We start from the raw sequence: 24,471 nt of genomic DNA, 5'->3' as shown, positions 1-24,471 counted from the left end.
GTGAACGTGAGGCGACTTTATTTATATTCGATTAGGTGACTGCGAATACCACGTAAACTATTTACCTTAAATTCCACCATCCCCATAAACTGTGGCCATTTGCCAAAAATATTTGACACCGAATATAAGATGGATTGTTTTAAACTTTGAAATCGACGTTGATATCGAAGGGTCAATCTGGCAATTTGTAGTGGATAGACCAGAAAAAGCACTGATAACGAAGGCTCCCAGAGGCTTAGACCTATAATGAACATCGGCAATAAAGCTGCCCAGAACAAAATACTTTTACACTCTGATCTACGAAACTTTTCAGTAGATTGACCATGTATAGCATAAGCCTCCGCGAAAGCATGTCCCGCTCTTTGATTGCGTTTCCACCACTGTCCTATTCGCGTCATTGCAGCATCGTGCAATGTCATTTCAACATTTAAACGCATAATTTTCCAGCCCAATTGGCGCATCCGAAAACACATTTCGGGCTCTTCACCAGCAATTAGGCTCTCTCGATACCCATTCACAGCATGTAATGCTGATAACCTGAATACTGCATCACCACCGCAGGCTTTTGCCTCACCTACAGGTGTATCCCACTCAATATCACACAAAAGATTATAAAAGCTTGCATCAGGATATCTCTCACGTCGACGTCCACATACGGCAGCAAAATCAGGATGATTTTCTAAAAAATCCATGGCGTTTCCTAACCAACCAGGTTGAACTTCACAATCTCCATCAACAAACTGCACATAATTGATTGCAGAATAATTTGCTACCAACTTAGCCAAACCGGCATTACGGGCTCGGGCTGCTGTGAATGGTTGAGATAAATCTAATGAAACAACTTCAACGTCTAATGATAGGGCCAATTCGACACTGCCATCTGTCGAACCAGAATCGACATATACGATGTGCTTGATACCTTTGCATAAAGAATTAAGACACAGTTTCAAGCGCTCTCCCTCATTGCGTCCTATTACTACGGCGCCAAGTTGAGAAATATTTTGATTATCAAAGACTTTATCAGACAATTTCTACATCCTCGGCGGTGGTACCAATAATTTTAGCTGGAATACCTGCAACTATCGCATATGCAGGAACATCTTTAACTACAACGGCATTAGCGCCTATAAGAGCATGTTCGCCAATCGTAATATCGCCAATTATTTTCGCTCCTGCACCAATATCCACATGTCCTTGGATAATTGGTGCTTTATTGCTTTTACGGCTTACCCCTATTGTCACTTGCTGGTGTATTAAACAATTAACTCCGATTTTTGCTTTTGGATGTATCACTATTCCATTTGGATGTGGAATAGACAATCCTCCTCCAATAGAACCATTAATCGGAATATCCGCCCCCGTAATGACCGTCCAAAAACGGTAACAAATTACGGCTAACTTTTTATTCAAATTCGCTTGTAGGCCTTTTTTACCTGCGCATTTCTGATAACGACGGATACTCTTTAACAACTGTCTTGCAGGCGACCAAAAGGTCTTTATGCGTTCACGCTCCCAATCAGCGATTTCAGATGAAATCATCAAGACATACCCATCGTCGATTTATTGGAGGTTAAACGAACATCCAGCGTTTGAGCTTTTTCTTTGTAGTTCTGCAGCGTGAGCTCTACGTTAAGCATTTGACCCAATAATGCCAAATCTTCGTTAAAAATTCGTGTCAACTTTTGCTTATGGAGCTCATCAATTTCAGGCCGCATTTTTAATGTGAGACGATTTTTGACTTTATCGCGAAGGCTTTGTGGAATAAATTTACGCCGGATCCAAGCTAGAATCGGATTGTCTACGATTAGTTTGTAACCATTAAATCGACGAACACGCTGACTTGACACATTTTGTTCAGGCAAGTCGTCGTACCAAATGACAGGATTGTTGTAACCTAAAAAAGTAGCCACTTTTTCAAGTTCATATTGTGGCCTTACTCGCAAAGCTTCGGAAAAAACAATATGAATGTTTTCAGCCCCATACTGATCAATAAAGGGGGCAATTTGCATCGAATAACGACTATAGTTGATAAGCTCATCAAATTGATCAATCGCCTGGTTGATATCAGTTTTAATGACATTTTGAGACCACTGATGCATGTAATGGGAAATCAAGCGATCAATTGGATGTCTCACCACATAAATCAATTTTAATGAAGGTAAGTAGGCCTGCATCCTTTTAAGCGTCAGTGGATAATCTGGCAGCTTTGTGTAATGTGTGCTGGACTCCCCACAGAGATCTCCAGTCTCGGCTTTTAAAAAAAGATTAGAATACCATTCAAATCCCAGATTGTAGATGCCATCATCGCTGAAGAAGTTAGGTTCTTTGGGCGTTGACATAAAAAAACCTGGCTGTAATGCCAATTGTTCATGCAACGTACTTGTGGCACTTTTCATAGCACCAATAATAATAAAATCAGGTTTTGGCATAAAAGTCTGGATGAATGTAGGGTTTATTAGGAGTGAAAAAATTAATCCAAATATCGCGCCATTGATCTTTAGCGATATTGGATTGATATCGTTTTGAAAAAAGCACTCTGATTGCAGCAACCAAGGCGCCAATCGTCCAAAGTATATTCGCGGCTAACAATCCACTTCGACCATAAAGTAAATAAAAATAGCGTGTGCGCGACTCATAAAAATACCTTGGTAGACGCTTTCTAAGCTTGGCTTGAGACTTTAGAGGCGAGCTTCCCCCTCGAAGATGAACCACGTGAGCATAAGGAATATTTAATATTTTCCATCCCGCCCTGACTGTCCGATAACTGAATTCAACATCCTCAAAATACATGAAAAACTCGTCATCCAACAATCCGACTTGCTCTAAAACTTCTGCCCGGATTAACACACAAGCAAAACTTGTCCATTGATAAAAGTCCGCAACCTCAACAACAGGTTGAGCCACTACATATTTTGAAAACAACTTTGTAACAACACTGGTACTCGCCGATGAAATTAACTCACTGATTGGCGTATGAAAACGGAAACAGCTCTTTTGTGGTGTTGCATCCTCCCATTCCAATCTAGGACTAATCATACCTGCATCAGGATTTTGATTCGCTGCATCCAAAAGGGATTGAATTGCACCAGGACGCACAATAGTGTCGCTGTTCAGTAGCAAATAATGATCGGCTTTTACAGATCGAATCCCAAGATTATTACCGCCAGAAAAGCCGGTATTATGGCCTGCATCAATAAGTTTTATCCAAGTTGCAGCATGGTTTTCCTGCACCCATTTGTTTAAAAGTATTAACGAGTTATCTCCTGAGTCATTGTCTACGATGATAACTTGCATCGACGTCTTAACGACTTCCCTTTTTAGTGACTCCAAAACATCAACAACTAAGTCAGGTGTTTTGTAATTTATGATGACTATGGCGAGGTTGTATTTAGTCATTACCGAAAAAACTTTTGATTCTTAATGCTTTCAATGCTGGCTCGAGTTTTGGATCGAAACTCCCTTCTCTTTGTTTTATGAGTGATGCCCATGGAAGATTAGCTGTTTCTCTTTCAAGCTTGTCAACTAAATCATCAACTCTACCAATGACACGAGCGGGTATGCCGGCGACAATGGTTCCTTCTGGCACGTTTTTACTAACCACCGCTCCAGCGGCTACAATAGCGTTAGGCCCTATGGTGACGTTTGGCAAAATTATTGCTCCATGCCCCACAAAAACATTGTCTCTAAAATCAACTTTCCCCACTCTATCCAGTTTTTTGTTGTATGCCTTATTGAGTACAGCAATCGATCCATCATGGCCAAGGACGGTACAGTTGGTTAACATGACATTATTTCCCAATCTTGTGTATTCAGGATTTGTCACATTAGTGTATGGCCAGATAGCACAATCCTCTCCAATTGCGTGATAGTTACCCCACTTTCTCTCAAAGCTAGCAAATTCATATCCCGATGGATTGCATAGACGTAAATAAAGCTTTTTAAATCTGCCGGTTTTGAATGCGATTTTTTTTACGATATTTTTTAACATAAGAAACTCTTCACAAGCGAGAGGATAAAGTTAGTGACTTATTGAGCATGAATTGCTTTTTCGAGACTTTCCAGACAGATTTCAAAATTTTCTAATGAATACTGTCTAACCTTTGTCTCTTCACACTCATACGCTTGCTTGATAAGTTTAGGCCAAACCTTTCCTCTTACGCCAATCCAACTTCCATTTATTTGATGCATAACAATCCTGTAAACGTTGGTCATATGGGCTGGTGAGAATATTTCCACCAATTTTAAAGGTTTTATGTCAAACACTCCCCTAAAAATTAAAGGACCTAATGCTGCCCCATGTATTGCAACAATTTTTTCTGCTAAAGAAACTATAGCCAGTTGCTGTAATACGGAATAATCTTCCATATAGATTTTTTCATAGCCTTTTTTTACTAAAAAAGCTTCCACCTCCCGCTCATTGATAAGTTTTCTGGTATCCCTACGAGATATAAAAATATTTTTAGGTAACCCCTGATGAGCTTGAATCAATTTATTCCGGAGATCCGATTGGAAAAGTGTTGATTTAATAATCTCTGGCAAGGCACTTCTGATACAAATTAATGACTCAAGATCATAAATGCATTGAGTTCCTTTTATAGCAGTGTCAGTACAAACAATCTCAAACCCTATTGTTTCGAATAAAGATCGAATGTGTTTTGGTAAGGTTGCAGGAAAAATTAATATTATTTCGTTTTTATTTTCAGAGTGTAAATATTCTTTTGCGCAAAGTGCTATTGGCAAATGAATCGTTATAGCATGCGCAAGATTGCTTGGATAATGCTGCCTGAGGTCAATGAAGACCTTCTCTAAATTTAGTGGCTTACTGGCATTTTTCAGGAAAAGGTTTTTAATTTTTCTTAATTTTGTTTGTACTGGTAAAAAGCAAGCTTGTGATTTTTCTTGTAATTCAAATTGTAATCGACCAGGTTTGGTTGCTACCTCTGGTAGATAAATCTCTTCCACAAATGGTTCAAATGAATCAACTAGATAGGTTCGAGGAGCATAAAGCCAATCGCGATCAATTTTATATTCTGAAAAATTCCAAGTCTGTTTCTGATTGGGCATAGATGAATCCTATTGATTTTTAGACTGGATAATCGGCTCATAAAACTGCTTTAACGATAATTGGGTATTTGCTAAACAATATGACTGAGAAATTCTAAAGCCATTTTGTCTGAGTATTTCTTTTTCTGTGCTGTTGGTAAGTAAGTAATGGAGTTTTTCGATGATAGTTTCACAATCACCATCCTCTGCTACCAAAGCAGTTTCATCAGGGATCATAAATTCATCCCCACCACCACCAGTAAAACCTACAACTACACATCCACATGCCATCGCTTCTATAGGTGGCAAGGAGAAACCTTCTGGATATCCCGTAGCTAAAAAAATATCAGCCTTTTGGTACTCATTTATCAACTCAGCCTGAGTGAGTCCATCAACGACTTTTATCTCATAAGATGTGTTATGCAGATGTTGAATAATTTTTTCTAAATCTTTTGGGTTTTTACGAGACATCGCTAAAATTCTATTATTAATGCGCTTAGTTGGGATTTGTTTAAATTGCTCTAAATCAATCCCATTAGTAATCGTTTTTGCCTCTATCCCCATATGTTCTTTTACATAGCGACTGCAATAATCACTACAGGTAATAACATCGTCATATCCTAAATCTCTATAGGATTTATGTTTGTCATCCTCATCTAATCGTACTCTTAATCCTATCCAGTTTTGCAAAAACAAAACCTTATGAGCCTTTTCAAATAACAAACCTTGATAAGGTGCAAATTCAGTAGCAACTACAATATCATTAGGCTGAACAGAAGCACTAACTTCTGCGTAAGTTTTGTACTCAACGTTATAGCCAAAAAAATTTCCTTTGTAATTTCCCATTAGGACCGGATAAGCATCAAACCCAAGTTCTCGCAACAAAAGACAATGTTGATAAATCACCTTTATTCCACCGACAGGTTTATGAACCGTAAAGAAACAACGTTTGATATATTTAGTCGCCGTCCCATCTAAAATATTTCTGAGGAATGTTTTTAAGGAAAATTTCTTTTTCGTATATAGATCAGGTATCAAATAATATATTTTCGACATTTAGCTTCTACAATTTGTTTATGTTAAGCGTAATAGGAACAACTCATTCAGGTCAGCAAGGTAGATGAATTGCTGACTGACTCTTTGTCTTCTTTTTCTTCCTGCTCGATATTAATTGCCTGTTCCTTCAGATCATACACCCGGCCCAGCAATGCTCCAGCTACCAACCAATATAGTGGATTTAGAGAGGCATTTGGCATTTGATCCAGAAGAATTAATGAAACAATAAGTACATGTGAAGCTAAAAAAATGCTTTCTTTTTTAGAGATATGCTTAGCCTTGGAACGAATTCTAAATGATAACCATATTGGGACGACTATAAATAAAAATTCGGAAATATATCCAAACCAACCTCTTACCCCAAGAGTAATGATCCATTTACCATCTGTAGTACTCGTATCCTGCCCAGTCATCTCATCACGAACTCTATTTCGGCCCCACCCCCCCCAACCGAATAATGACTTACTATTTGCATGTTTAAGTAGTTTTTCCTCATGCTCAAAACGATAACCAAGTGACTCAGCTCGTTCTGGACTAATCGCATTTGCATAGTTCATGATTGTTCGGTGTGGAAACAGGTTCATTGAGCTCATTATGGGATATGAAAGAAACATCGCGGCGATTGCCAATGCAGCAAAATGCATCAGTTTATTACCCATAAAGGTAATCATTAGAAAAGCGAACAGACCGAATACTAAAGCAGCCAAACTTTTTGATAAAATGAGTGTAGCCATGATAAAAAGCAACAATGCAAAGTTATTCACTCGCATACTTTTGGTACGAGTTTTATTCATTGCACTGACAAACGCCAAACCTAAGGCCAAAAAGAAAGCGACCAGTAGCCCATGGCCCATGAAAACTATCGCTCTGAATCCCCCTCCCCGGTATTGCTGTAACCAAGAATGCGGAAAATAACCGTATAAAGTACTGTGAAGTTGGGGACTCATTCGTATTTCCCATAATGCCAATACAGCATAAATCGCTGCAGCAATAACGAAATACTTGAAGATAAGCTGCTGACTCTCAAAGCTTCGGAAGTATTTCACCCCGATAAGAAATGGAAAGATATATAAGAAATTATGAATTGAATCAGATAAGCCATCATATAAACTCAGCCCTGGCAGGTAAAAATATCTCTCGGTATTGGTTACCGAAGTTAAAAAGGGCGAAATTAAGAATGCTAAAAAAACCAATCTCATAGCTTTACTTAAGCCAAGATATCCAAAAGGTTTTTTGTGTAATACTAAATACGCAATCAGCGTAATGACAGTAATTGAAAATTTATCAAATGCCGGTAGACCCGGCAAATCGATGTCAAAACCAGCGGGTAAAAACATATAGGCCCCTAACAAGCCCATTAAAACACCCGATTCAAACCCATAGCGCCGAATCATGTAAAAAACGGCAATTGGCCATATCCCTACAGCTGCATATGCTATTAAGTTAGGCATAACGCTATACCTGTCTGGCTTTTAGAAAAGCCTCGACTGTAGCTCCTATGCCACTCTCAATATCTACTTCAGGTTTCCATTTAAACGTTTTTCCAGCTAGTTGATTATCAAGAATAATGGTCGGTATATCGAAATTCCTTTTGTTCTTAAATTCTGTTTGTATAGTCTTTTGGGTATATTTTTCGACATACGAAATAATTTCATTTAATGAGAATCCTTCTCCACTACTAATATTAAACGTACCTGATTGCAATTTTTTGACGGCCATACTCGTGGCATTAACAACATCAGAAATAAAAATATAATCTCTGATAACAGAGCCATCTCCCCAAATGGATAATTTTGTATCATTTAAAACGCTGCTGATACACGTCCCGATAAAGCCTTGAACCCCCATATGTTTTTGCCCTGGACCATACGGATTGGAAGGTCTGAGTATTGTTGAAGTGAATCCATACAATTCCGAATACATATTTAAATACTTTTCGATAGCAAGTTTTACGATCCCATAACTGCAAATTGGATTGGTAGGATGCAGTTCAGTCATAGGGACTTGCTGGGGATGTCCGTAAACTGTACCACCGGAAGAAAAATAAATTATCTTATTCACATCGGATTGATGCATAACATCTAATAATTTAAGCGTATTAATTAAATTTCCATTAACGTCGCTAATCGGATCTTTGTTTGAGGTACTTGGTACAGAGGTGCTGATTAAATGGACAACAACATCCACCCCAATTAACGCCTCTGATAATGCCATCACATCACCGAGATCCGCCTGAATATTCTCAACGCCAGATTTATAAATTAATGGTGCTCTATCGAATACACGCAACTGATGTCCATCTGCAAGTAATCCATCGACGATATGTGCTCCAATAAATCCGGAACCACCTAATACTAATATTTTCAAATTACATTATTCCTAATCTGTTACGTAATTCATCAATCCGACGCCTAGCCACTACTGGCCACAAGAAATGTTCGGCATGACTTCTAACTGATTTTGAGAATTCTAATCTTAGCTCATTACTACGAGCTAATTTTTGTAGTGCCTCTATCCAAGCCTCTTTATCATGGGGAGGAACAACATAACCATCAACATTATCTCTTACCACACCATCACCTGCCATGGGTGAGACCAAACAAGGTAAACCAGCTCCAGCCGCCAAATAGGTTACCAGAGGACTCCCCTCTTCAAGACTTGGCATCATAAACAAATCCGCTGAACGATAATGTGATGTTAAATCGTTTGTAAACGAAATAAATTCAATCGATGGGTCGTCTTTGTATAAATCTACAATGGATTGAGCTGATTCATCGACTTTACCAATTACTTTAAGCTGCCCTTTGACCTTGGCAGCGGTCCAATAATCAAGCAATAAATGAATACCTTTTCTTGGAATCACGCTACCAACAAAGATAGCTTTGAAAGAATCTTGACTCTTAGAATTGTTATGGCTTATTTCGAATAAGTCACTCTCATCGAGTCCATAAGAAGACTCAACAATCTTATTTTTAGGAACATTCATCTCCAACAAAGACATTGTTACCTGGGGGCTAGGACTAAATACATAATCAGCAAGCATTAACTTTTGATCTTCATCAGCAATACTTTCATCTGTAATCAAATGAATATTGCGTAGTCCTAACGACTTTGCTTCAGTATCTAATATTTTTTTAGATATTCCTTGATGACAATTTATATTCTCAATAATGATTTTTTTGCCAATTGCTTTGAGATATCTATACGTCTCCAATGAACATCCGGGCCATAGGTAGGCCACGTCGTATTGCTTTACAAGTCTTCTGAACTTATTTTCAGTATAGCGGGTAACCCATTGGTTCCCGATAAACTTAGCGGTTAGCTTATAAGTAATTTTGCTATTTATTGCTTGTTTGACGTGAGGTGATTGATTCGCCATTTCCGAATGAATCGAAAACATATCAGACACCACATTTTCGTCGTTCATACCCAAAGACAAAGAATGTGCTGCATAACCGATGCCATACGTATGGATATAGTGCGGTAGATAGGTCAATATTTTGAGGCTTTCCATAGTTGAATCTTATTTATTTGATCATAGAATTTTTATTGTATATATTTAAAAAAATTTATGTTTATACAGAATGAGAGTTGAGTAACTCCATCATGACATTTCAAGTATACTTTCAATACATAGATAATTCCTATGATTCCAGAATATAAAGTTTGTTCGGTTTTTATCACGAGCCAAAAAGCACGAATGACAAGCTCTTGTAGAAATACAGCATGATATAGGATAATTTTTTGTGCCTAGCATGCTTTTTTATGTGAGCTTATTCCTTATCTAGGGAAATTATAGCTAACAATCCTAAGTAGTAAACATGCTCAAATACTCGAAGACAGAATATATTGTGGGAGAACATTTAGACCGTTATTGCTAAGCTCATTATTACAATAGTTTATTTTCATAAAAATAATTTGAACACCTAATTTAAATATTTTGACAATTCCTTAAAATAAGCTTTCAACATTACTCAGGTCTTAAGATGTCTAAAAACTCATTAGTTAGCGTAGTAATACCTTGTTTTAATCGTCAAGAGTATATTGAGCAGGCAATAAATAGTGCATTATCACAAACATATGCTGACATTGAAATTATTGTTGTTGATGATGGCTCAACAGATAGTTCTATCAAAGTCATAGAAAGATATGGTGAGCGGGTTAAGCTAATCACCCAATCAAACAAGGGAGTGAGTGCAGCGCGAAACACAGGATTTTCGTCTGCACGTGGAGAATTCATTATATTTCTGGATTCTGATGACTGGCTTTCTGAAGATATTGTAGAAAAGCATATTCTTACAGCACATAAATATCCTGAAGCCGATATTTACTGTACTGATTCCACGACTGTTAATAGTAAAGGTGAATTAAATCCTATCAATAAAAGTAATTGGCCTGAATCTCCAGATACACCTCTAGAATTATTTCTTCTTACCCCCCCCTCCATTTCCTGCTTGTGAAATGTATCGAGCTCAAACAATAAAAAAACATAATGGTTATGATGAAGATATGCGTGCTTTCGCAGACTCAAGTTTGAGGTTAAAGATAATTTTATCTGGAGGTAAAGTTGTTCGTACTGTAGGGGGTTACGCAGTTTATCGACCTGTTGCTAACTCCATCACAAAAAATGCGTTTAAGTTACATTTCTATGCTATCAAGCTTATCAAAAAGTTGAAGAGATATCCTTTAGTTAAAGGTGATCCATATATTAAGAAATTGATTGAAAAAAGATTGATGAAGCATCGTCTAAGGTGGTGGAGAAATGTTCTATCCCATCATCTTAAGCTTGATCCATTATCAGTCTTAAAGTTTTTTTATTACTTGCTCAGACTTAGCAAAGTAGATCCAGGTTATATTATCTTTTTAGTGCGTGATAAACCATGGAAATTAAATAATCTATCTGTATTTTAATATTTATATACTAATAACAATCAAATAAATATTTATAACAAATTTATGATATTTTTAATACGATATTATATATACTGAACAGATCATAGATAATGTATGCTACCAAAATAAAAAATTAACAATATATTTAATGCACTTATTAATCTATTTCTCACCTTTCATTCTAGAGATAAGCTAATAATGTCTTTACTGGAAAGGAATTTAGCTTATTAAAAAACACCTTTGAAGGAAGTACATGAATATCAAAATACCGGGTGTTCATCATTTATTACGCCGATAAGGAGACGATTTGACTTAAAAGGAAACTTATCGGCAAAGCTATACTAGCTATTCGTAAATACACATGTCGGAAGTGTCCCGGTTGAGCATAAGGTTATTCTGACGAACAGACCAAACCTAACCTAATAACCAGTTATTTATTATTGTGGACGCACTGATCAAGATTTTGGGCAATGTCTGCCTGATGATTATAGATGACTCTAACAGGGAATGTCCGGGGTATTTCGATTGTAACGATACCGTTCGAAAGCTTTTGCCATAATTTAATCCTCGAGTTTCCAAAGTTGTCTTAGATCTCATAGTACTGATCAATCAGTAGTGAATTTTCTTAGATGAAGATCTACTGCATTTCTTATCAGGTTATCCAACGTCACTGAAATTTGCTGCAGGTACTGGCAAATTCACACGGGCTATACTTAAATTTATTGTGGACTAGAGATTAAGGTCAAGGAAGAACATCCACTAAGTAGTATTATTTGATAATGATAAAATTTAAAGATAACATCCTCTATAGAAAATATGGATAGGATACAAGCAACAAAGATATAAATAGACAAAACCGTTGTAATAAAATAACAACTTATCTCTTCAAATATTTTTATCTACGTTAATTCTTTCTAAGAAATTTAATTAACAATTCAAAATCCATCATAAATAAAGAAACCATGCAAATTCAACCTATTAGAAGCCGCGCAATAAATTCGACTTATTGGGTCACAGCAGGCTATGCAACTAGTCAATTACTTCGCTTGTTAAGCAATTTAATAATGACAAGGCTATTAGTGCCTGAGATGTTTGGTGTAATGGCACTGGTAGCTGTTTTCATGAGTGGTATTTCAATGTTTTCAGACATTGGCCTTCAGCAAAATATTGTCCAAAGCAAAAAGGGGGAGCAAAGAGTTTATTTAAACACCGCATGGACAATACAAATATTACGAGGATTTTGTATATTTATTATAGCTTTGCTATTTAGCATTACACTCAATAATTTAAACAAAAATAATCTCTTACCTACAGATTCAGTCTATACAGATTCCAATTTACCTTTTTTGTTAGCATTCATGTCAATAACAGCTTTGATTGGTGGTTTTAACTCAATAAACCTACAACTTTTAAACAGAAAGCTAATGATCTCAAAAATAACTATTATTGAGATACTTAGCCAAGTCGTTGGTTTGTCTTCAATGTTACTAGTTGCATACTATTGGAGAGAGGTATGGGTGTTAGTGATTGCTGGAATAGTATCATCTTTAGTAAAAATGATTCTTTCACATCATCGCTCTCTTGGCCAGAGACCCAATTTTGCACTTGATAAAAATAGTGTGAAAGAAATAGTTGGTTTTGGAAAATGGATTTTTTTAGGATCGATACTAGGATTTCTTTTATCACAAGGGGATCGATTGCTATTAGGGGGGTTCATTAATTCTGAATTACTGGGCATTTATAGTATTGCCTTTTTTATGGCCAATGCCTTAAAAGGAGCACTAAAGAAATTAATAAGTGCCGTTTTTTACCCTATGCTAAGTGAAATAGTAAGAAATAATCCAGATAAACTCAAACAAACATACTATAGATTAAGATTACGTATAGATTTAATCACTATGACAATTGGAGGAATATTAGCAAGTTCAGGTAGCCACATAATCAATTTTCTATATGATGATAGATATGAGCAAGCAGGCTGGATGTTTGAGATGCTTTCAATTTCGTTAATATTTGTTGGCTTTAGCCTTGCGGGTGCTTGCCTTATGGCAAGGGGAAATGCTAAAAGTCACGCATTATTAATCTTTTTCGTTGTTATTTTTCTTTATATTGGATTGCCAATAGGTTTTTACCTTTATGGAATTGTTGGCGCTATATTTGTCATAGCTATAAATTATATTGTTGATATTCCATCAACATTTTATATGATGCACAAAGAAAAACTACTAGATCTGAAAAGGGAATTTATTATGTTACCTTTATTCCCAATTACCTATTATTTATCATCTTACATTCTCCAATATTGGATTTAAACATGAAAGAACCTCTTGTTTCTGTATTAATGCCAGTATTTAATGCTCAACGTTTTTTATATGAAGCTGTTCAATCAATATTATCTCAAACGTTAGTCAACTTTGAATTAATTATTATTGATGATGGCTCAAAAGATGATTCCTATAAAATTGTTGAAACCCTCTCAAATATAGATAAACGAATTAGACTTTATAGACAAAATAATTGTGGTATCTCATACACGCGCAATAAATTATTATCCTTAGCTAAAGCTGATTTAATTGCTTGGATGGACGCAGATGATATCTCTCATCCCACAAGGCTAGAAAAACAATACACTTATTTACAAGCTAATAAAGAGTATGTTGCTATTGGGACTTCTACGATTATGATTGATGAGGATGGTGATGAAATATTTGATTGGAAAGCCCCCCTGAAACATAGTGAAATAGATAGCTTTCATATGAAAGGTAATGGAGGCGCTATTATATTTCCTTCTTCAATGATGCGAAAAGAAAATGTTACTGCATTGGGTGGCTTTAACGAAAATTTAATTGGGGCCGAAGATCTGTGTCTTTTTTTAAGACTCGCTGAAATAGGCAGACTAGCTAACTTAAAGGAAAACCTATTTTACTATCGGCAACATATTGAAAGTATTTGCCATTCCCAAAAGCCTAATATAACTGAGAATAAGTTATCTGTTATCAATAATTGTAAATTGCGTCGCGGGATTGTTCCAAACAACAATCTAACTCCAATAAAATCATTATCAATAATATCTTTTAATGATATTTATTTAAAATGGGGATGGTGGGCAATTAAAGGGAAAAGATTTCATACAGCAAAAAAGTATGGCTTTAAGGTGATACGAAATAATTTTTTTTCACGCCAAGCATGGTTAATCGTTTATTTTTCTATATTAAAAAAAAATATATCTTAATACTCTATAGTTTAGGATTTATGAATCGTAACTAGAAAAAGAAGCCAGTTGCTTTGTTTGCAACTGGCTATAGCCGAACTAATGATAAAAGTCTAACTTAATCATTTTTTGTTATCTTAATAAACATCTTCTGCCACTGTATGCTCGACACTGGGTGACTTCAACTTCAGAATAATCTGACCGTGCAGCTTCTGTAACGTCTTTAACTGTAATGGAGTTAGTATTACCTAATGGTCTGGTGTAGCTAGAAGTTTCATTAATCTCCACATTTTCAGGAACCACTTCAATAATAGGTTCTGTTATTAGTAATTGGCGCTCATGTGAAACTGTAATGTTAGCAATATTTTCTGATACATCATCATTTAGTGAATTAAATCTTTCAGAGTCTCCAGCTGGGGAACTTCCCGTGCTAGTTACAGTTGATTCCTCACCAAAAGAAACCGAAGCATTATCATCAATAACTTCAACTTGTTCTGTGGTAGTTATTGTGGGACGTGAATAAGAAGTATCGTTTGTAACATTCGCCTCTTGAACAACAGGATTTTGTGTACGAATACTTGGCAAGCTAACATCTTGAACATCAATTTCCTGTGATGGTGGGGAAACTATATTATCTGCCACTTCGCTATCTAAATTTAATGAATCCTCATTGATAGAAACACCGTTGTGATTCGAACAAATATTTTGTGATACATCAGTTGTCACATTAGCAAGAAAACGCTCAAAGCAAGTCTTGCTTGTGGTTGTAGAGGGTAGTGAAATGTCATTCCCCCTAACTACAATAGGATTCTCCCCACCAATTGATATACCTACAGCAGATTCATTATTTAAGATAACACGATTATTTCTGATGTAAACATTTGACGATTTAATAGAGTTTTCCTCTCTAACTGGAACTTTTACACCCGCTCTGAGGACGTTCCCTTCGTCAATAATCTCATTATTTTCAATGATTGCACCTTCACAAGATGCGCACCCTATTCCAATCATACCAACGTTTATTAATTTATTATTTCTTATAACAATATTTTTAAAAGATTCATCTACTTTATTATAACCGGGGTCAATACTAATACCCCAACATCCCCCACTAACCTTCCCAACATCTTCTTTAATGATATTATTTTCAATTAATATATTCTCAAGCAAACCGTGCCCAACTAAAGATACACCTTGGCATTTTCCATCAACAATGGCTGATCTGTATAAGGTATTATTTCGAACAGTTATACCCTTTTTATGTTTGTTTGAACCAGTTAGATAAATGTTATGGTCTAAACTTGGATGCGTTCCGTTACCTTCAAAATTATTACCCTCAATCAAACAGTCGTTACATGAACCTAAAAAACCAATTTTACGATTATTGATGACATTGGAATTTTTGACTACAAGCCGATCATTTGCTTCATTAGAACCGGCTCCTTCTTGGGGCGCATTATTACCGGCGGCATAAATACCAACATTAAAGCCTTCAATATGCACGTTCGAAATTGTTACATCATCCACATCATTAAATAACCTTATTCCAGCACCACTTTTTGATACTGCCATTATTGTTAGATTCTCAACATTATAACCACCGTCAGGTTTAGCAGCCCCGCCGTTTTCAAAATTAATAGCGTGGATTCCATCAGCACCTATTACTGGACGCTCAAGATCTGCATTACCATATGCACCAATAGTGCAAGGCTTTTCAGCAGTACAATTAGAGTTATAAAGACGTGCGAATTTAGTCGCAGGAAATTTTCCTCCGCGACAAAATAATAGTTTTCCACCAGCCTCAAGTTTGTTAAAACTCCAAATTGCGTGATCATATGTCTTAAATGGTCTTTGTTCGCTTAGGCCATCAGCACTATCATCACCATTTGTGTCGCAAACATAAAAACTATTAGCTTGAGCAAACGCACTAAATGTTGAGATTAAAAATATTGAAAACAGAAAAATTGTTTTTTTCATGATCATCGCCCCCCCTTATGAAATAGATGATACGTGTCGAATAATATGTACATACTACACAAATAAAGGTGATCAAATTCACACATTCACAATTGGTTGATTTTTGAACAAGAACTTGTGAGCTTGTAAGCAAAAAATTCTTGCTTTCAGTAACTATCAGTTGACCAATTTACCCATTGATAAGCTCCAAAAAAAACCCGACCTTTCGATCGGGCCAAAAAGCCTCTGGGGGGCAGAGGATTTTTAAAGGATTTTGTTTCGATGGCTTCATCTCCTTTATTATGGAGATGGTTGAATATTAATAATTTAGTAAGAGCTTAATCGTGATATTTATCACAAAAAGAAATAATTTCGGCTACAAGTGAGAAACTCCCGATAAAAGATCAGACTATCTGAATATTATGCTGCTCTAACAACCAGCTTTTAACGCGCTTTACATCCGGGTTCTCTGAAGCCTTGGCCTCCACAATACGAGAAGATTTTTTGTCCCGCATCATATCTTGTATTAGGGCGACATCAATTTCTTTTTTATCATCAGCAAAGGCATAAACCAAAGCAAAATCGCACAGGTTATTAATACGTCTGGGGATTCCCTCGCTATAACAATAAATTACGGCACAGGCTTCATTGCTGAAAATTTTGTGTTTAGCTCCCGCTACTTCCAAACGGTATTCAATGTAATTTTGTGTTTCAGGATAGCTAAGCGCCTTAAGATGGAACTCTACCCCAATGCGCTGGGCAAATTGCACAAGTTCTGGTCGGTTCAGTTTTTCGATTAATTCAGGCTGACCGGTTAATACGAGTTGCAGGAAGATATCCGAGTCAATATTGACATTGGATAAAAGTCGTAATTCTTCTAATGCCTGAACCGACAAGTTTTGCGCTTCATCGACAATTAATACTACCCTTCTCCCCTGAGCATGCTGCTCAACCACAAAGTTAATATAATCCCGATAACGGCCAGCATTATCTGTAGCACTAGACTCTATTTCAAGCGAATCCAGCACCCAGACCATCAACTCACCAAATGATTCATGAGTGTTATTGATAAGGCCAATAACACAATCATCATCAATCTTTCCTAGCAAAGCCCGTATAAGCGTTGTTTTACCCGCGCCAATTTCGCCTGTCACCACCGTGAACCCAGCATGACTCATCAAACCATATTCCAACATGGTGAGCGCTTTCTTATGATTGGGACTCATATAGAGAAACTGAGGATCGGGTACCAGGTTAAAGGGCTTATGCGTAAGACCAAAGTGTTCTGTATACATAGATTAATAATTTTGATGTTCAGGGGGGCTGGCGGATTTATTTACCACTGTACCTAGCAAGTGTGATCCTTCAAGCATCTGCAAAGATTTAGTAATATTCGATTCAGTATTTTTACCATCCTCGAGGACAAGTAATGTACTGTCAAAATAGCTTGCTGCGAGTGACACATCATCGGTTTGCAAAACAGGCGGCACATCAAAAATAATGACCCGGGAATCATATTGAGATTTAATATCAGCTACCAGACTGGCCATTTTGGGGCTGGAAAGCAATTCAGCAGAATCTTCCGCTCTGCCGACGCCCGGTAAGATAACCAATCGTTTGATACCCGGATTGATTAAAACCTCTGAGAGTTTTAAGTCACCTGAAAGATAATCTTTGAGACCCACCTGAGCATTGAGACCAAAATAATTACTGATACTCGGATTACGCAAGTCCATATCTACCAGCAAAACGGTTTGATTGAGCTCCATTGCAATTGCCATAGCAAGGTTAGCAGCCACAACTGATTTACCTTCACCGGCAGTTGGAGAGGTCACTGCCAGCGTTTGCCAGCGATTACTGCGCATTTTTTTCAGTACCTGGGTCCGTAACATTCTGAACACGGCTGATTGCGGATTATTGTAGAAACCGGCAATGATTCGTTTGCGCTCAAGATGTTGATTTGGAACGTTCACCACTTTTGTCTGAGAATACGATATCGACTCTATTGGCGCGGCCAGTGGATCTTCGGCTTGTGAAACACTCTTCTCCGCTTTAGTTGGTTCTACTCTGATGGGTTCAGGTTTCTGAGCATGCCGCTGTTTAGCTTTTTCAAGCGCTTTCTGAATTCTATCCATAATTAAACTACCGTATTAATTGTTGATACTGTTGTTACAGCAAGCTCAGCTTATTAAGTACTTTGAACCATAATACTTCTAGGTTCATTACAAAGAAATGAAACAATATGACAGCACCTAGGCCAAGGATAATTCCTAAAACGATCAAACTATAAATGATTCGTCTCTTACGGCGTTTTTCATGATCGGTTTTAATAAGCGGGATGACAACAATCGGTGGTTTTCCGACAATTCTTGAAATTTGTGTATAACCACGCACGCCACCAAATAACATTTCAACGAGGAGCCCAAGCCCAACGCCTGCGCCAATTGATCCAGCAAATCCCATTACTATAAGTTTCTTGCGATTTGGCTTTTCAGCGGTATTGGAAATTTGAGGCGGTTCGATCAGGGTAAAGTTTTCACCCTTGTTTTCAGTTTCGAGTGTTTGTGCCAGTTCTGCTTCTAATTGTTTGGCTCTTAACTCTTGATACTTAGCCAATTTATTTTCACGGTCACGGGTCAGATCCCGGTAAGCACGCTGTACCTGATTAGTCTGATAGACACGGTTTTCATACTCTGCCAGCTTCTCTCGCAGCTCTGCCTGCCTTTGTCGCATACGGCCAATCTCTCGTTCTGTTGCATCAATCTTGGCGCTGACTTCTATATATACTGGATTGGTGGAGCCGCTGGCGGTTGGTGCTTCAGTATTCGTATTCTCTACAGGGAGATCCGCTAAACGCTGTTCCAGGCGGGTAATTTCTGCTTCAGCCGATTTAACATCAGGATGCTCTGCAGAATAACGTTGTTTAAGTGTTTGCAAATTACTTCTGGCTGAAGTCAATTGCATTTCTACATCTTCACGAGGAGACGCATTAACTCCAACTTCCGCTTCAAGAGCATCTATCTCACGTTTTACGCGTTGTAAATCAGGGTGGTTAGCTGAATATTTACTTTGCATTGAACGATATTGCGCGCGCAGCTCTTGTAACGCGACCATAGATGCTGAGGGTTGACCTGAAGCATTGCTGATTGTACCAGTGGCTTGCTTGGGAATCATCGAAAGCTGTAACCCCATGGTGGTCATTTGGTCGCTCAACACCATGATCTGATTTTGTATTGACGAGATTTCTTCCTGGATATTCTGAACCGTAGTCAGATTGTAATCGAGCATATCAGGAAGGCTGTCACTGTATTGATCACGAAATTCAGCAATTTCTTTTTCGGTTTGCTGAATTTCTTTCTGCATTCTGTCACCTTCCAGTTTCAAAAACTGGGTGGTGTCCTCTGCTCGATCGGTTCTTGCTCTGGCATTTTCATTTAAGAACTCGGTAACCAGCTCGTTAGCAACTTGTTGTGCTTTTTGTGGTGACTGATCCATAAACGATACTGTAAAGGCGATGCTGGCTCTTTTAGCACGTCCACTGGCGGGATCGGTAACATTTGCCTGAATGATATCCACACTGACATTGTTCTTAAATAACTCCACTATCGGCGCGGAAATGGGAGAGCGTTTTCTTTGTTCAGGGTAAAGGTTATGCTTTTCAACCACCTCCATAATCCGATTGGTAGTAAGAAGTCGTTGCTTGATAACCTCAATACGCTGATCCGCGTAACTGGTCACGGTGGTGCGAATCAAATCTTGTGGGATTTCCTGAGATTCGATCAAAATCAAACCCTGGGATTTAAAGCTCTCGGGAAGTGAGTATGTGAATACTACTGTGCCTATCATCAGAACTATAGCTGGAATCACAATCCAATATTTACGCCTCCACAGGATATCCAGATAATCCCGTAGACCTTTAACTTCTTCTTCCATTATGTACTCTTAAATTTATCGCGATAAACGCAGGCCATCCCAATCATAGTTTACCGTGAGGAAAACCATATTACTGTCGACTTTGTCACCAGTTGTATTAAAGCCACCAAAACTGGTGCCTTTTTGTTGGCGATACTGATACCCCATCTTCAGGGCAAGATTTCTCTGGAGTTGCCAGTTGAGCGATGGCGAAAAAGTAAAAAACTCTCTATCTGTATTGGTGAGATCATCAGCAGAACTTGTTTCCTGGTAGGCGGTATTCACAGAAAACGACAAGGTTTCTGCAATATTTCTGATCCAAGTAAAGGATAGTCGGTCCGTTTCATTTACCACACCTTCACCGGAAGGATTAAGAGAACGAGACAACGAAAAGGTTAACGTATTCAGTTCGCCGAGATAATTAGCAGTAAAATCAAATAATGATCCTGCACTACGGTCAGTTTGGTTAGGCCCACCAAGAAGCGATTGTGTTTCACTTTCCGTAGTACGGTATCCTACCTGTCCTGAAAACGACCAGCGTTCACTCATCATGTATGTACTAGTGACACTTAAATTATAACTGTCATATTGAGACTCGATTCTTTCGGATTCAGATTCGTACTCTGAATATGTCATTGCCAGACCGCCAGTCAAACGTTCTGAAAGATTTCTGCGCCAGCCACCTGTTAACGATATGGATTCATTATCACTAAAACCGCCGGTATCATATGTACGTTCACTGTAATTTAAACTGGTATAAGCAAAATCACGTTCTGTAAATTGATATTGGTAGCTTGGTGCTAGTGATTTTGATGTTACCGTCGCATTAGACGAAAAATCACCGGTATCTTCATCAGCGATTGAACGTTGTGCTCTTTCAGAATAACCCGCATTCAATCCGTAATTACTTCGTTCTGTATTATAGCTAGTCGAAAAATTTGCAAATGGATCCTGACGATCAAGCTCGCTTAAACTGGCATACCTTTCTACCCTATAGCCGGTATTCAGTGCAATTGAACCATTTTCAACTGAACGTGATAACAATAAAGTAGGGGTAATTTTGGTAACAAAACTACCCTCTTCTTCTTCACGTAATTCAACATTATCATCATAACTAAACGTTGGCGAAAAATCGGCACCAATAATATATTCGGCTGCGTTGGCAAAAGGTGATTGAAATAAAGTTGCAGTTAAAACCGCCGTAATAATGTTAATTTTCATGCTGACTCCATCTTGGTGTCGATCATTATTATCCGTAAATTAAGGAATAATAATGACATCACCGCTTTCAAGCAGCACGTTAGATTCAAGTGATTTACCTTGTTTAATATCAGCATAATAGACAGGAATAATTTGCTGTTTCATTCCATCTCTACGCAAAATGATAATGTCATTTTCTTTCGCATAAGTAGTGAGCCCACCAGCTAAACTTAAAGCCTGCATTGCGTCAAGCGGTTGACTCATTCCAAAGGAGCCAGGGGTTAGAACTTTGCCGAGGATATGAATGGTGTTACCTGAAACCTGATTGACGGTAACGTTAACGACTGGATCCGAGATATATTCTGAAAGTTTTTCTTTAAGCTCAGTTTCTACATCAACTACTGTTTTATCTTTGGCGTTTATTTGGCCAGCTAATGGAAACGAAATAGTACCATCGGGAAGAATAACGACCTCTTTCTGCAAAGCATCTTCATTCCAAACTGAAATGCTTAACATGTCACCTGCATTAAGTGTGTAGGGTTCTGAAGCATGAACAACTGTTCCAATCGAAAGTGTCGCTAATAGCAACACTGCATTTACCAATTTATTCATTATTCTTCTCCATGTTTATAATTTACATTCGCTTCGGATGATAACACGTTATTTAAGCATAAAAAAAGGGAGCATTTCTGCTCCCTTATTTTAACTGGGTATTATTGTTGAATTAATCAGTTTTACGCTTTTGATTTAGCACGTAAACGCAGTCCCAATAGGCCTAATAAGGCAGGTGCGAAGAGAAAAAGCGCTGCTGGAATAGGCACAGCCGATACTGAAACATCATATTTCAGCTCATCAGAAGAAGCACTAAAGATATCCAAACCATAGTTTATACCAGTCATAAGCGTGGCGGTAAATGAGTAATCTGAGATGAGATTAAACTGATCAATAACAGCACCACCCATCTCAAATAACGATACGGTAGCTGAACTTAGATTTGCTTCTGGATTAAATGACCATACAATTTTAACGGGTGTATTTTGATCTGTAGATAGATCAAAAAATGATGACCAGTTGGTGTTTGGCTCATCTACCGTTCCGTGACCTAATACAACATCGTTGTTATTTAAGCTAACTTCTTGCGTAGCACCTGATGATCCGGCGGTGGTCAAATTTAAGGTTGCTGCATTTGCACTAATTGAGAAAAATAACGTCATAAAGAAAAGCATCGCTTTTTTCATAAGTCGCTCCTTTAAGGGGTTTGATTTATAGATTCAGTTAAGCAATGCAACCCGGCGATCTTACAGGGTAAGACCCGTGGCTTTCCGCCCCCGCCTCACAACAGGTTTGGCTATTGATAGGAAAGAAGAAATCCTTTCCATTGTGAAAACTTCCCAGCTTTTTAAGGAAGTTAATTTAACCGTAACGTTTTTTATTCAGTTTGTACAGAGTCTTTTCTGACAAAAAATATATAAAAAAGGGAGCTTCAAGCTCCCTTTTTCTTTCTCCTACCCGTTTTAGCCTGCAGTCATCTTGGCTCTACGACGCAATCCAATCAATCCTAATAAGGCGGGAGCGAATAAAAATAATGCGGCTGGTACAGGCACTTCTGATAATGAGGTAACTGACACATCGTATTTTAATGCATGTGATGTAGCATCTAAAATATCCAAACCGTAAGTTTTACCTGCTGACAATATGGCCGAAAAAGTAAAATCGCCCGTTATATCGTACGTTTCTGTAAAACTACCATCTAATGCAAAAATTGCTACAGTAGCAGAAACCAGATTTCTCACTGGGTTAAATGACCATTCAACATCAACAGCAGTATTTGTATCTGCTGTGACGTTAAACATTGAACTCCAATTTGATCTGGAGCTTTCAACAACACCACCACCTAAAACAACATTGTTCTTATTTAAGGTGACTTGCTGTTGGGATGCCCCATTTGAGCCCTCAGCTGTTAAATTAAGAGTTGCTGAGTTTGCACCAGCAGAGAATAAAAAGGCTATACATAATAGCATCGCTTTTTTCATAGCAATTTCCTTCTAAGTGAAAAAATAAGCAATGCAGCCCGGCCATCTTTAGTCAATTAAAGATCCGTAGCTTTCCGACCCTGCCTCACGACAAGTTTGGCTTTATATTGAAGATAGAAACAGAATTGTTTCTAAAATTGAGACTTTCTTATATTCGTGAAAGTTCAGTTACAGACTAACAGTTTTTGTGGATTTTTCAAATCATGTAGGTAAATCGCAGATGCAAAACTTTAGAGTCTTTTGATGATATTGAGCCCCACAAAGAAAAGGGAGCCGAAGCCCCCTTTCCTTGAACCAACAATATTGTTAACTCATTTGTTACTATGCAGCAGCTGTTTTCAGTGCTTTACGACGTAAACCGAAAAAGCCCATCAATGCTGGAGCAAATAACCATAATGCAGCTGGTACTGGTACTGCAGAAATTGACAGGTCGTATTTCAGAACATCTGATGTGGCATTAAAAATATCAACACCAAAGAATGATCCCGCTGTCAAAATAGCAGTAAAGATAAAATCACCAGTGATGTTAAAAATAGTTGGCGCACCAACATAACCACCACCAGGTCCAGTCAACAGACCAAAGGCCAATTGAGCATTACTCAAGCTGTTAGTTGGGTTAAATGACCACTCCACTTTTACTGGTGTATCAACATCAGTAGTAACATCAAACAATGATTCCCAAACTCCTGAATTAGCAACAGTACCACCAGCAAGAACTGTACTGTTGTTATTCAGATCAATACTTTGAGTAGCACCTGAAGAACCAACTGTTGATAATGTCAGTGTAGCGGCATTAGCACCAACTGAGAACAATAAAGCTATACAAAATAGCATCGCATTTTTCATAATAATTTCCTTTAATTGAAAAATTAAGCAATGCAACCCGGCCATCTTCAAAACCCAGCCAGAAGATCCGTGGCTTTCCGACCTTACCTCACGGTAAGTTTGGCAACAAAAACAGAAACAACATTGTCTCTGAACTTTTTATCTCCAAGAAATATCTCGGTGATGATTAAACACTACTACTTCATTTGCATGATTGAAATTGTACTATGGTACTAGTGACAAATTTATTGCAAAAAAATTAAATATTTCAGGCTGATTATAGCTGATTTTCTTTTTCTCACAATATCCATATTTAATGAACTTTATAACAATATTCTATTG

Annotated in this window: 23 protein-coding genes and 3 riboswitches; of the genes, 4 read left to right on the top strand and 19 right to left on the bottom strand. The window is 37.7% G+C overall.

The features are described 5' to 3' along the window. Positions 1-17: 17 nt before the first annotated feature. From B3S93_RS11490 to B3S93_RS11445, 10 genes are read right to left on the bottom strand one after another with little or no spacing between them, the layout of a single operon-like run. Positions 18-1,028 carry a glycosyltransferase gene (locus B3S93_RS11490; RefSeq protein ID WP_292402274.1) on the bottom strand — a complete coding sequence of 337 codons (1,011 nt, stop codon included), beginning with the start codon at positions 1,026-1,028 and terminating at the stop codon, positions 18-20. After that, the gene (locus tag B3S93_RS11485) at positions 1,021-1,539 is read right to left on the bottom strand and encodes a serine O-acetyltransferase (RefSeq protein ID WP_292402271.1); all 519 of its coding nucleotides are present in this window, start codon (positions 1,537-1,539) and stop codon (positions 1,021-1,023) included. The genes B3S93_RS11490 and B3S93_RS11485 overlap by 8 nt, the downstream gene beginning before the upstream one ends. Further along, positions 1,539-2,396: a sulfotransferase domain-containing protein gene (locus B3S93_RS11480; protein ID WP_292402387.1), complete on the bottom strand. Its 858-nt coding sequence runs from the start codon at positions 2,394-2,396 to the stop codon at positions 1,539-1,541. Before B3S93_RS11480 ends, B3S93_RS11485 begins: the two co-directional genes overlap by 1 nt. 19 nt (positions 2,397-2,415) lie before the next feature. Next, complete coding sequence (locus B3S93_RS11475) at positions 2,416-3,396, bottom strand: glycosyltransferase family 2 protein (protein ID WP_292402268.1); 981 nt, start codon at positions 3,394-3,396, stop codon at positions 2,416-2,418. Further along, the gene (locus B3S93_RS11470; protein WP_292402265.1) at positions 3,389-3,988 is read right to left on the bottom strand and encodes an acyltransferase; all 600 of its coding nucleotides are present in this window, start codon (positions 3,986-3,988) and stop codon (positions 3,389-3,391) included. Before B3S93_RS11470 ends, B3S93_RS11475 begins: the two co-directional genes overlap by 8 nt. Before the next feature lie 38 nt (positions 3,989-4,026). After that, positions 4,027-5,064, bottom strand: coding sequence for a glycosyltransferase family 61 protein (locus B3S93_RS11465; RefSeq protein WP_292402262.1), 1,038 nt, complete (start codon positions 5,062-5,064; stop codon positions 4,027-4,029). A gap of 9 nt (positions 5,065-5,073) precedes the next feature. Next, positions 5,074-6,099: a glycosyltransferase family 4 protein gene (locus B3S93_RS11460; protein WP_292402260.1), complete on the bottom strand. Its 1,026-nt coding sequence runs from the start codon at positions 6,097-6,099 to the stop codon at positions 5,074-5,076. 47 nt (positions 6,100-6,146) lie between these two features. Further along, complete coding sequence (locus B3S93_RS11455; RefSeq protein WP_292402256.1) at positions 6,147-7,550, bottom strand: hypothetical protein; 1,404 nt, start codon at positions 7,548-7,550, stop codon at positions 6,147-6,149. Between the two features lie 4 nt (positions 7,551-7,554). Beyond that, a complete protein-coding gene (locus B3S93_RS11450) occupies positions 7,555-8,466 on the bottom strand; it encodes an NAD-dependent epimerase/dehydratase family protein (protein WP_292402252.1) in 912 nt (303 codons plus the stop codon). Position 8,467: 1 nt separating this feature from the next. Then, positions 8,468-9,613: a glycosyltransferase family 4 protein gene (locus B3S93_RS11445; RefSeq protein ID WP_292402249.1), complete on the bottom strand. Its 1,146-nt coding sequence runs from the start codon at positions 9,611-9,613 to the stop codon at positions 8,468-8,470. Positions 9,614-10,085: 472 nt separating this feature from the next. On the opposite strand from B3S93_RS11445, the gene B3S93_RS11440 reads away from it, so the two are divergent. The 4 genes from B3S93_RS11440 (at position 10,086) to B3S93_RS11425 (ending at position 14,224) form a co-directional block, all read left to right on the top strand. Further along, positions 10,086-10,559, top strand: a complete 474-nt coding sequence (locus B3S93_RS11440; RefSeq protein ID WP_292402246.1) for a glycosyltransferase family 2 protein — start codon at positions 10,086-10,088, stop codon at positions 10,557-10,559. A gap of 1 nt (position 10,560) precedes the next feature. Beyond that, positions 10,561-11,010, top strand: a complete 450-nt coding sequence (locus B3S93_RS11435) for a hypothetical protein (RefSeq protein WP_292402243.1) — start codon at positions 10,561-10,563, stop codon at positions 11,008-11,010. 944 nt (positions 11,011-11,954) lie between these two features. After that, positions 11,955-13,304, top strand: coding sequence for an oligosaccharide flippase family protein (locus B3S93_RS11430; RefSeq protein WP_292402241.1), 1,350 nt, complete (start codon positions 11,955-11,957; stop codon positions 13,302-13,304). Positions 13,305-13,306: 2 nt separating this feature from the next. Next, the gene (locus tag B3S93_RS11425; protein WP_292402238.1) at positions 13,307-14,224 is read left to right on the top strand and encodes a glycosyltransferase family 2 protein; all 918 of its coding nucleotides are present in this window, start codon (positions 13,307-13,309) and stop codon (positions 14,222-14,224) included. A gap of 111 nt (positions 14,225-14,335) precedes the next feature. Here B3S93_RS11425 and B3S93_RS11420 read toward each other — a convergent pair whose 3' ends face one another. The 9 genes from B3S93_RS11420 to B3S93_RS11380 all read right to left on the bottom strand — a co-directional run bounded on the left by B3S93_RS11420 (position 14,336) and on the right by B3S93_RS11380 (position 24,150). Beyond that, complete coding sequence (locus B3S93_RS11420; RefSeq protein ID WP_292402235.1) at positions 14,336-16,180, bottom strand: right-handed parallel beta-helix repeat-containing protein; 1,845 nt, start codon at positions 16,178-16,180, stop codon at positions 14,336-14,338. A 383-nt stretch (positions 16,181-16,563) separates the two neighbouring features. Further along, the gene (locus B3S93_RS11415; protein ID WP_292402232.1) at positions 16,564-17,385 is read right to left on the bottom strand and encodes an ExeA family protein; all 822 of its coding nucleotides are present in this window, start codon (positions 17,383-17,385) and stop codon (positions 16,564-16,566) included. A 72-nt stretch (positions 17,386-17,457) separates the two neighbouring features. After that, the gene (locus B3S93_RS11410) at positions 17,458-18,294 is read right to left on the bottom strand and encodes a polysaccharide biosynthesis tyrosine autokinase (protein ID WP_292402229.1); all 837 of its coding nucleotides are present in this window, start codon (positions 18,292-18,294) and stop codon (positions 17,458-17,460) included. Positions 18,295-18,328: 34 nt separating this feature from the next. After that, positions 18,329-20,092 carry a GumC family protein gene (locus B3S93_RS11405; RefSeq protein ID WP_292402226.1) on the bottom strand — a complete coding sequence of 588 codons (1,764 nt, stop codon included), beginning with the start codon at positions 20,090-20,092 and terminating at the stop codon, positions 18,329-18,331. A 15-nt stretch (positions 20,093-20,107) separates the two neighbouring features. Beyond that, positions 20,108-21,292 (bottom strand): hypothetical protein, encoded by a 1,185-nt coding sequence (locus tag B3S93_RS11400; RefSeq protein WP_292402224.1) that lies wholly within the window; start codon positions 21,290-21,292, stop codon positions 20,108-20,110. Positions 21,293-21,331: 39 nt separating this feature from the next. Then, positions 21,332-21,883: a polysaccharide biosynthesis/export family protein gene (locus B3S93_RS11395; protein ID WP_292402220.1), complete on the bottom strand. Its 552-nt coding sequence runs from the start codon at positions 21,881-21,883 to the stop codon at positions 21,332-21,334. Between the two features lie 122 nt (positions 21,884-22,005). After that, a complete protein-coding gene (locus tag B3S93_RS11390) occupies positions 22,006-22,509 on the bottom strand; it encodes a hypothetical protein (RefSeq protein WP_292402218.1) in 504 nt (167 codons plus the stop codon). A 42-nt stretch (positions 22,510-22,551) separates the two neighbouring features. After that, positions 22,552-22,630, bottom strand: a riboswitch (cyclic di-GMP riboswitch). A 155-nt stretch (positions 22,631-22,785) separates the two neighbouring features. Next, positions 22,786-23,304: a hypothetical protein gene (locus tag B3S93_RS11385; protein WP_292355573.1), complete on the bottom strand. Its 519-nt coding sequence runs from the start codon at positions 23,302-23,304 to the stop codon at positions 22,786-22,788. 29 nt (positions 23,305-23,333) lie between these two features. Beyond that, a riboswitch (cyclic di-GMP riboswitch) is annotated at positions 23,334-23,415 on the bottom strand. 210 nt (positions 23,416-23,625) lie between these two features. Further along, on the bottom strand, positions 23,626-24,150 hold the full coding sequence (locus B3S93_RS11380) for a hypothetical protein (protein ID WP_292402215.1): 525 nt from the start codon (positions 24,148-24,150) through the stop codon (positions 23,626-23,628). Positions 24,151-24,178: 28 nt separating this feature from the next. Continuing rightward, a riboswitch (cyclic di-GMP riboswitch) is annotated at positions 24,179-24,264 on the bottom strand. Between the last annotated feature and the right edge of the window lie 207 nt (positions 24,265-24,471).

Source organism: Methylophaga sp. UBA3613 (assembly GCF_002375415.1).
Lineage (GTDB): Bacteria > Pseudomonadota > Gammaproteobacteria > Nitrosococcales > Methylophagaceae > Methylophaga.
Note: the sequence above shows the minus strand (reverse complement) of the source record. Positions and strands in the feature narration are given on the sequence as shown.

Excerpts from the sequence above, each read along its gene's own strand:
- B3S93_RS11485 (WP_292402271.1), bottom strand. The coding sequence starts at position 1,539 with ATGATTTCATCTGAAATCGCTGATTGGGAGCGTGAACGCATAAAGACC.
- B3S93_RS11480 (WP_292402387.1), bottom strand. The coding sequence starts at position 2,396 with ATGAAAAGTGCCACAAGTACGTTGCATGAACAATTGGCATTACAGCCA.
- B3S93_RS11475 (WP_292402268.1), bottom strand. The coding sequence starts at position 3,396 with ATGACTAAATACAACCTCGCCATAGTCATCATAAATTACAAAACACCT.
- B3S93_RS11470 (WP_292402265.1), bottom strand. The coding sequence starts at position 3,988 with ATGTTAAAAAATATCGTAAAAAAAATCGCATTCAAAACCGGCAGATTT.
- B3S93_RS11465 (WP_292402262.1), bottom strand. The coding sequence starts at position 5,064 with ATGCCCAATCAGAAACAGACTTGGAATTTTTCAGAATATAAAATTGAT.
- B3S93_RS11460 (WP_292402260.1), bottom strand. The coding sequence starts at position 6,099 with ATGTCGAAAATATATTATTTGATACCTGATCTATATACGAAAAAGAAA.
- B3S93_RS11455 (WP_292402256.1), bottom strand. The coding sequence starts at position 7,550 with ATGCCTAACTTAATAGCATATGCAGCTGTAGGGATATGGCCAATTGCC.
- B3S93_RS11445 (WP_292402249.1), bottom strand. The coding sequence starts at position 9,613 with ATGGAAAGCCTCAAAATATTGACCTATCTACCGCACTATATCCATACG.
- B3S93_RS11440 (WP_292402246.1), top strand. The coding sequence starts at position 10,086 with ATGTCTAAAAACTCATTAGTTAGCGTAGTAATACCTTGTTTTAATCGT.
- B3S93_RS11435 (WP_292402243.1), top strand. The coding sequence starts at position 10,561 with ATGTATCGAGCTCAAACAATAAAAAAACATAATGGTTATGATGAAGAT.
- B3S93_RS11430 (WP_292402241.1), top strand. The coding sequence starts at position 11,955 with ATGCAAATTCAACCTATTAGAAGCCGCGCAATAAATTCGACTTATTGG.
- B3S93_RS11425 (WP_292402238.1), top strand. The coding sequence starts at position 13,307 with ATGAAAGAACCTCTTGTTTCTGTATTAATGCCAGTATTTAATGCTCAA.
- B3S93_RS11420 (WP_292402235.1), bottom strand. The coding sequence starts at position 16,180 with ATGAAAAAAACAATTTTTCTGTTTTCAATATTTTTAATCTCAACATTT.
- B3S93_RS11415 (WP_292402232.1), bottom strand. The coding sequence starts at position 17,385 with ATGAGTCCCAATCATAAGAAAGCGCTCACCATGTTGGAATATGGTTTG.
- B3S93_RS11410 (WP_292402229.1), bottom strand. The coding sequence starts at position 18,294 with ATGGATAGAATTCAGAAAGCGCTTGAAAAAGCTAAACAGCGGCATGCT.
- B3S93_RS11405 (WP_292402226.1), bottom strand. The coding sequence starts at position 20,092 with ATGGAAGAAGAAGTTAAAGGTCTACGGGATTATCTGGATATCCTGTGG.
- B3S93_RS11400 (WP_292402224.1), bottom strand. The coding sequence starts at position 21,292 with ATGAAAATTAACATTATTACGGCGGTTTTAACTGCAACTTTATTTCAA.
- B3S93_RS11395 (WP_292402220.1), bottom strand. The coding sequence starts at position 21,883 with ATGAATAAATTGGTAAATGCAGTGTTGCTATTAGCGACACTTTCGATT.
- B3S93_RS11390 (WP_292402218.1), bottom strand. The coding sequence starts at position 22,509 with ATGAAAAAAGCGATGCTTTTCTTTATGACGTTATTTTTCTCAATTAGT.
- B3S93_RS11385 (WP_292355573.1), bottom strand. The coding sequence starts at position 23,304 with ATGAAAAAAGCGATGCTATTATGTATAGCCTTTTTATTCTCTGCTGGT.
- B3S93_RS11380 (WP_292402215.1), bottom strand. The coding sequence starts at position 24,150 with ATGAAAAATGCGATGCTATTTTGTATAGCTTTATTGTTCTCAGTTGGT.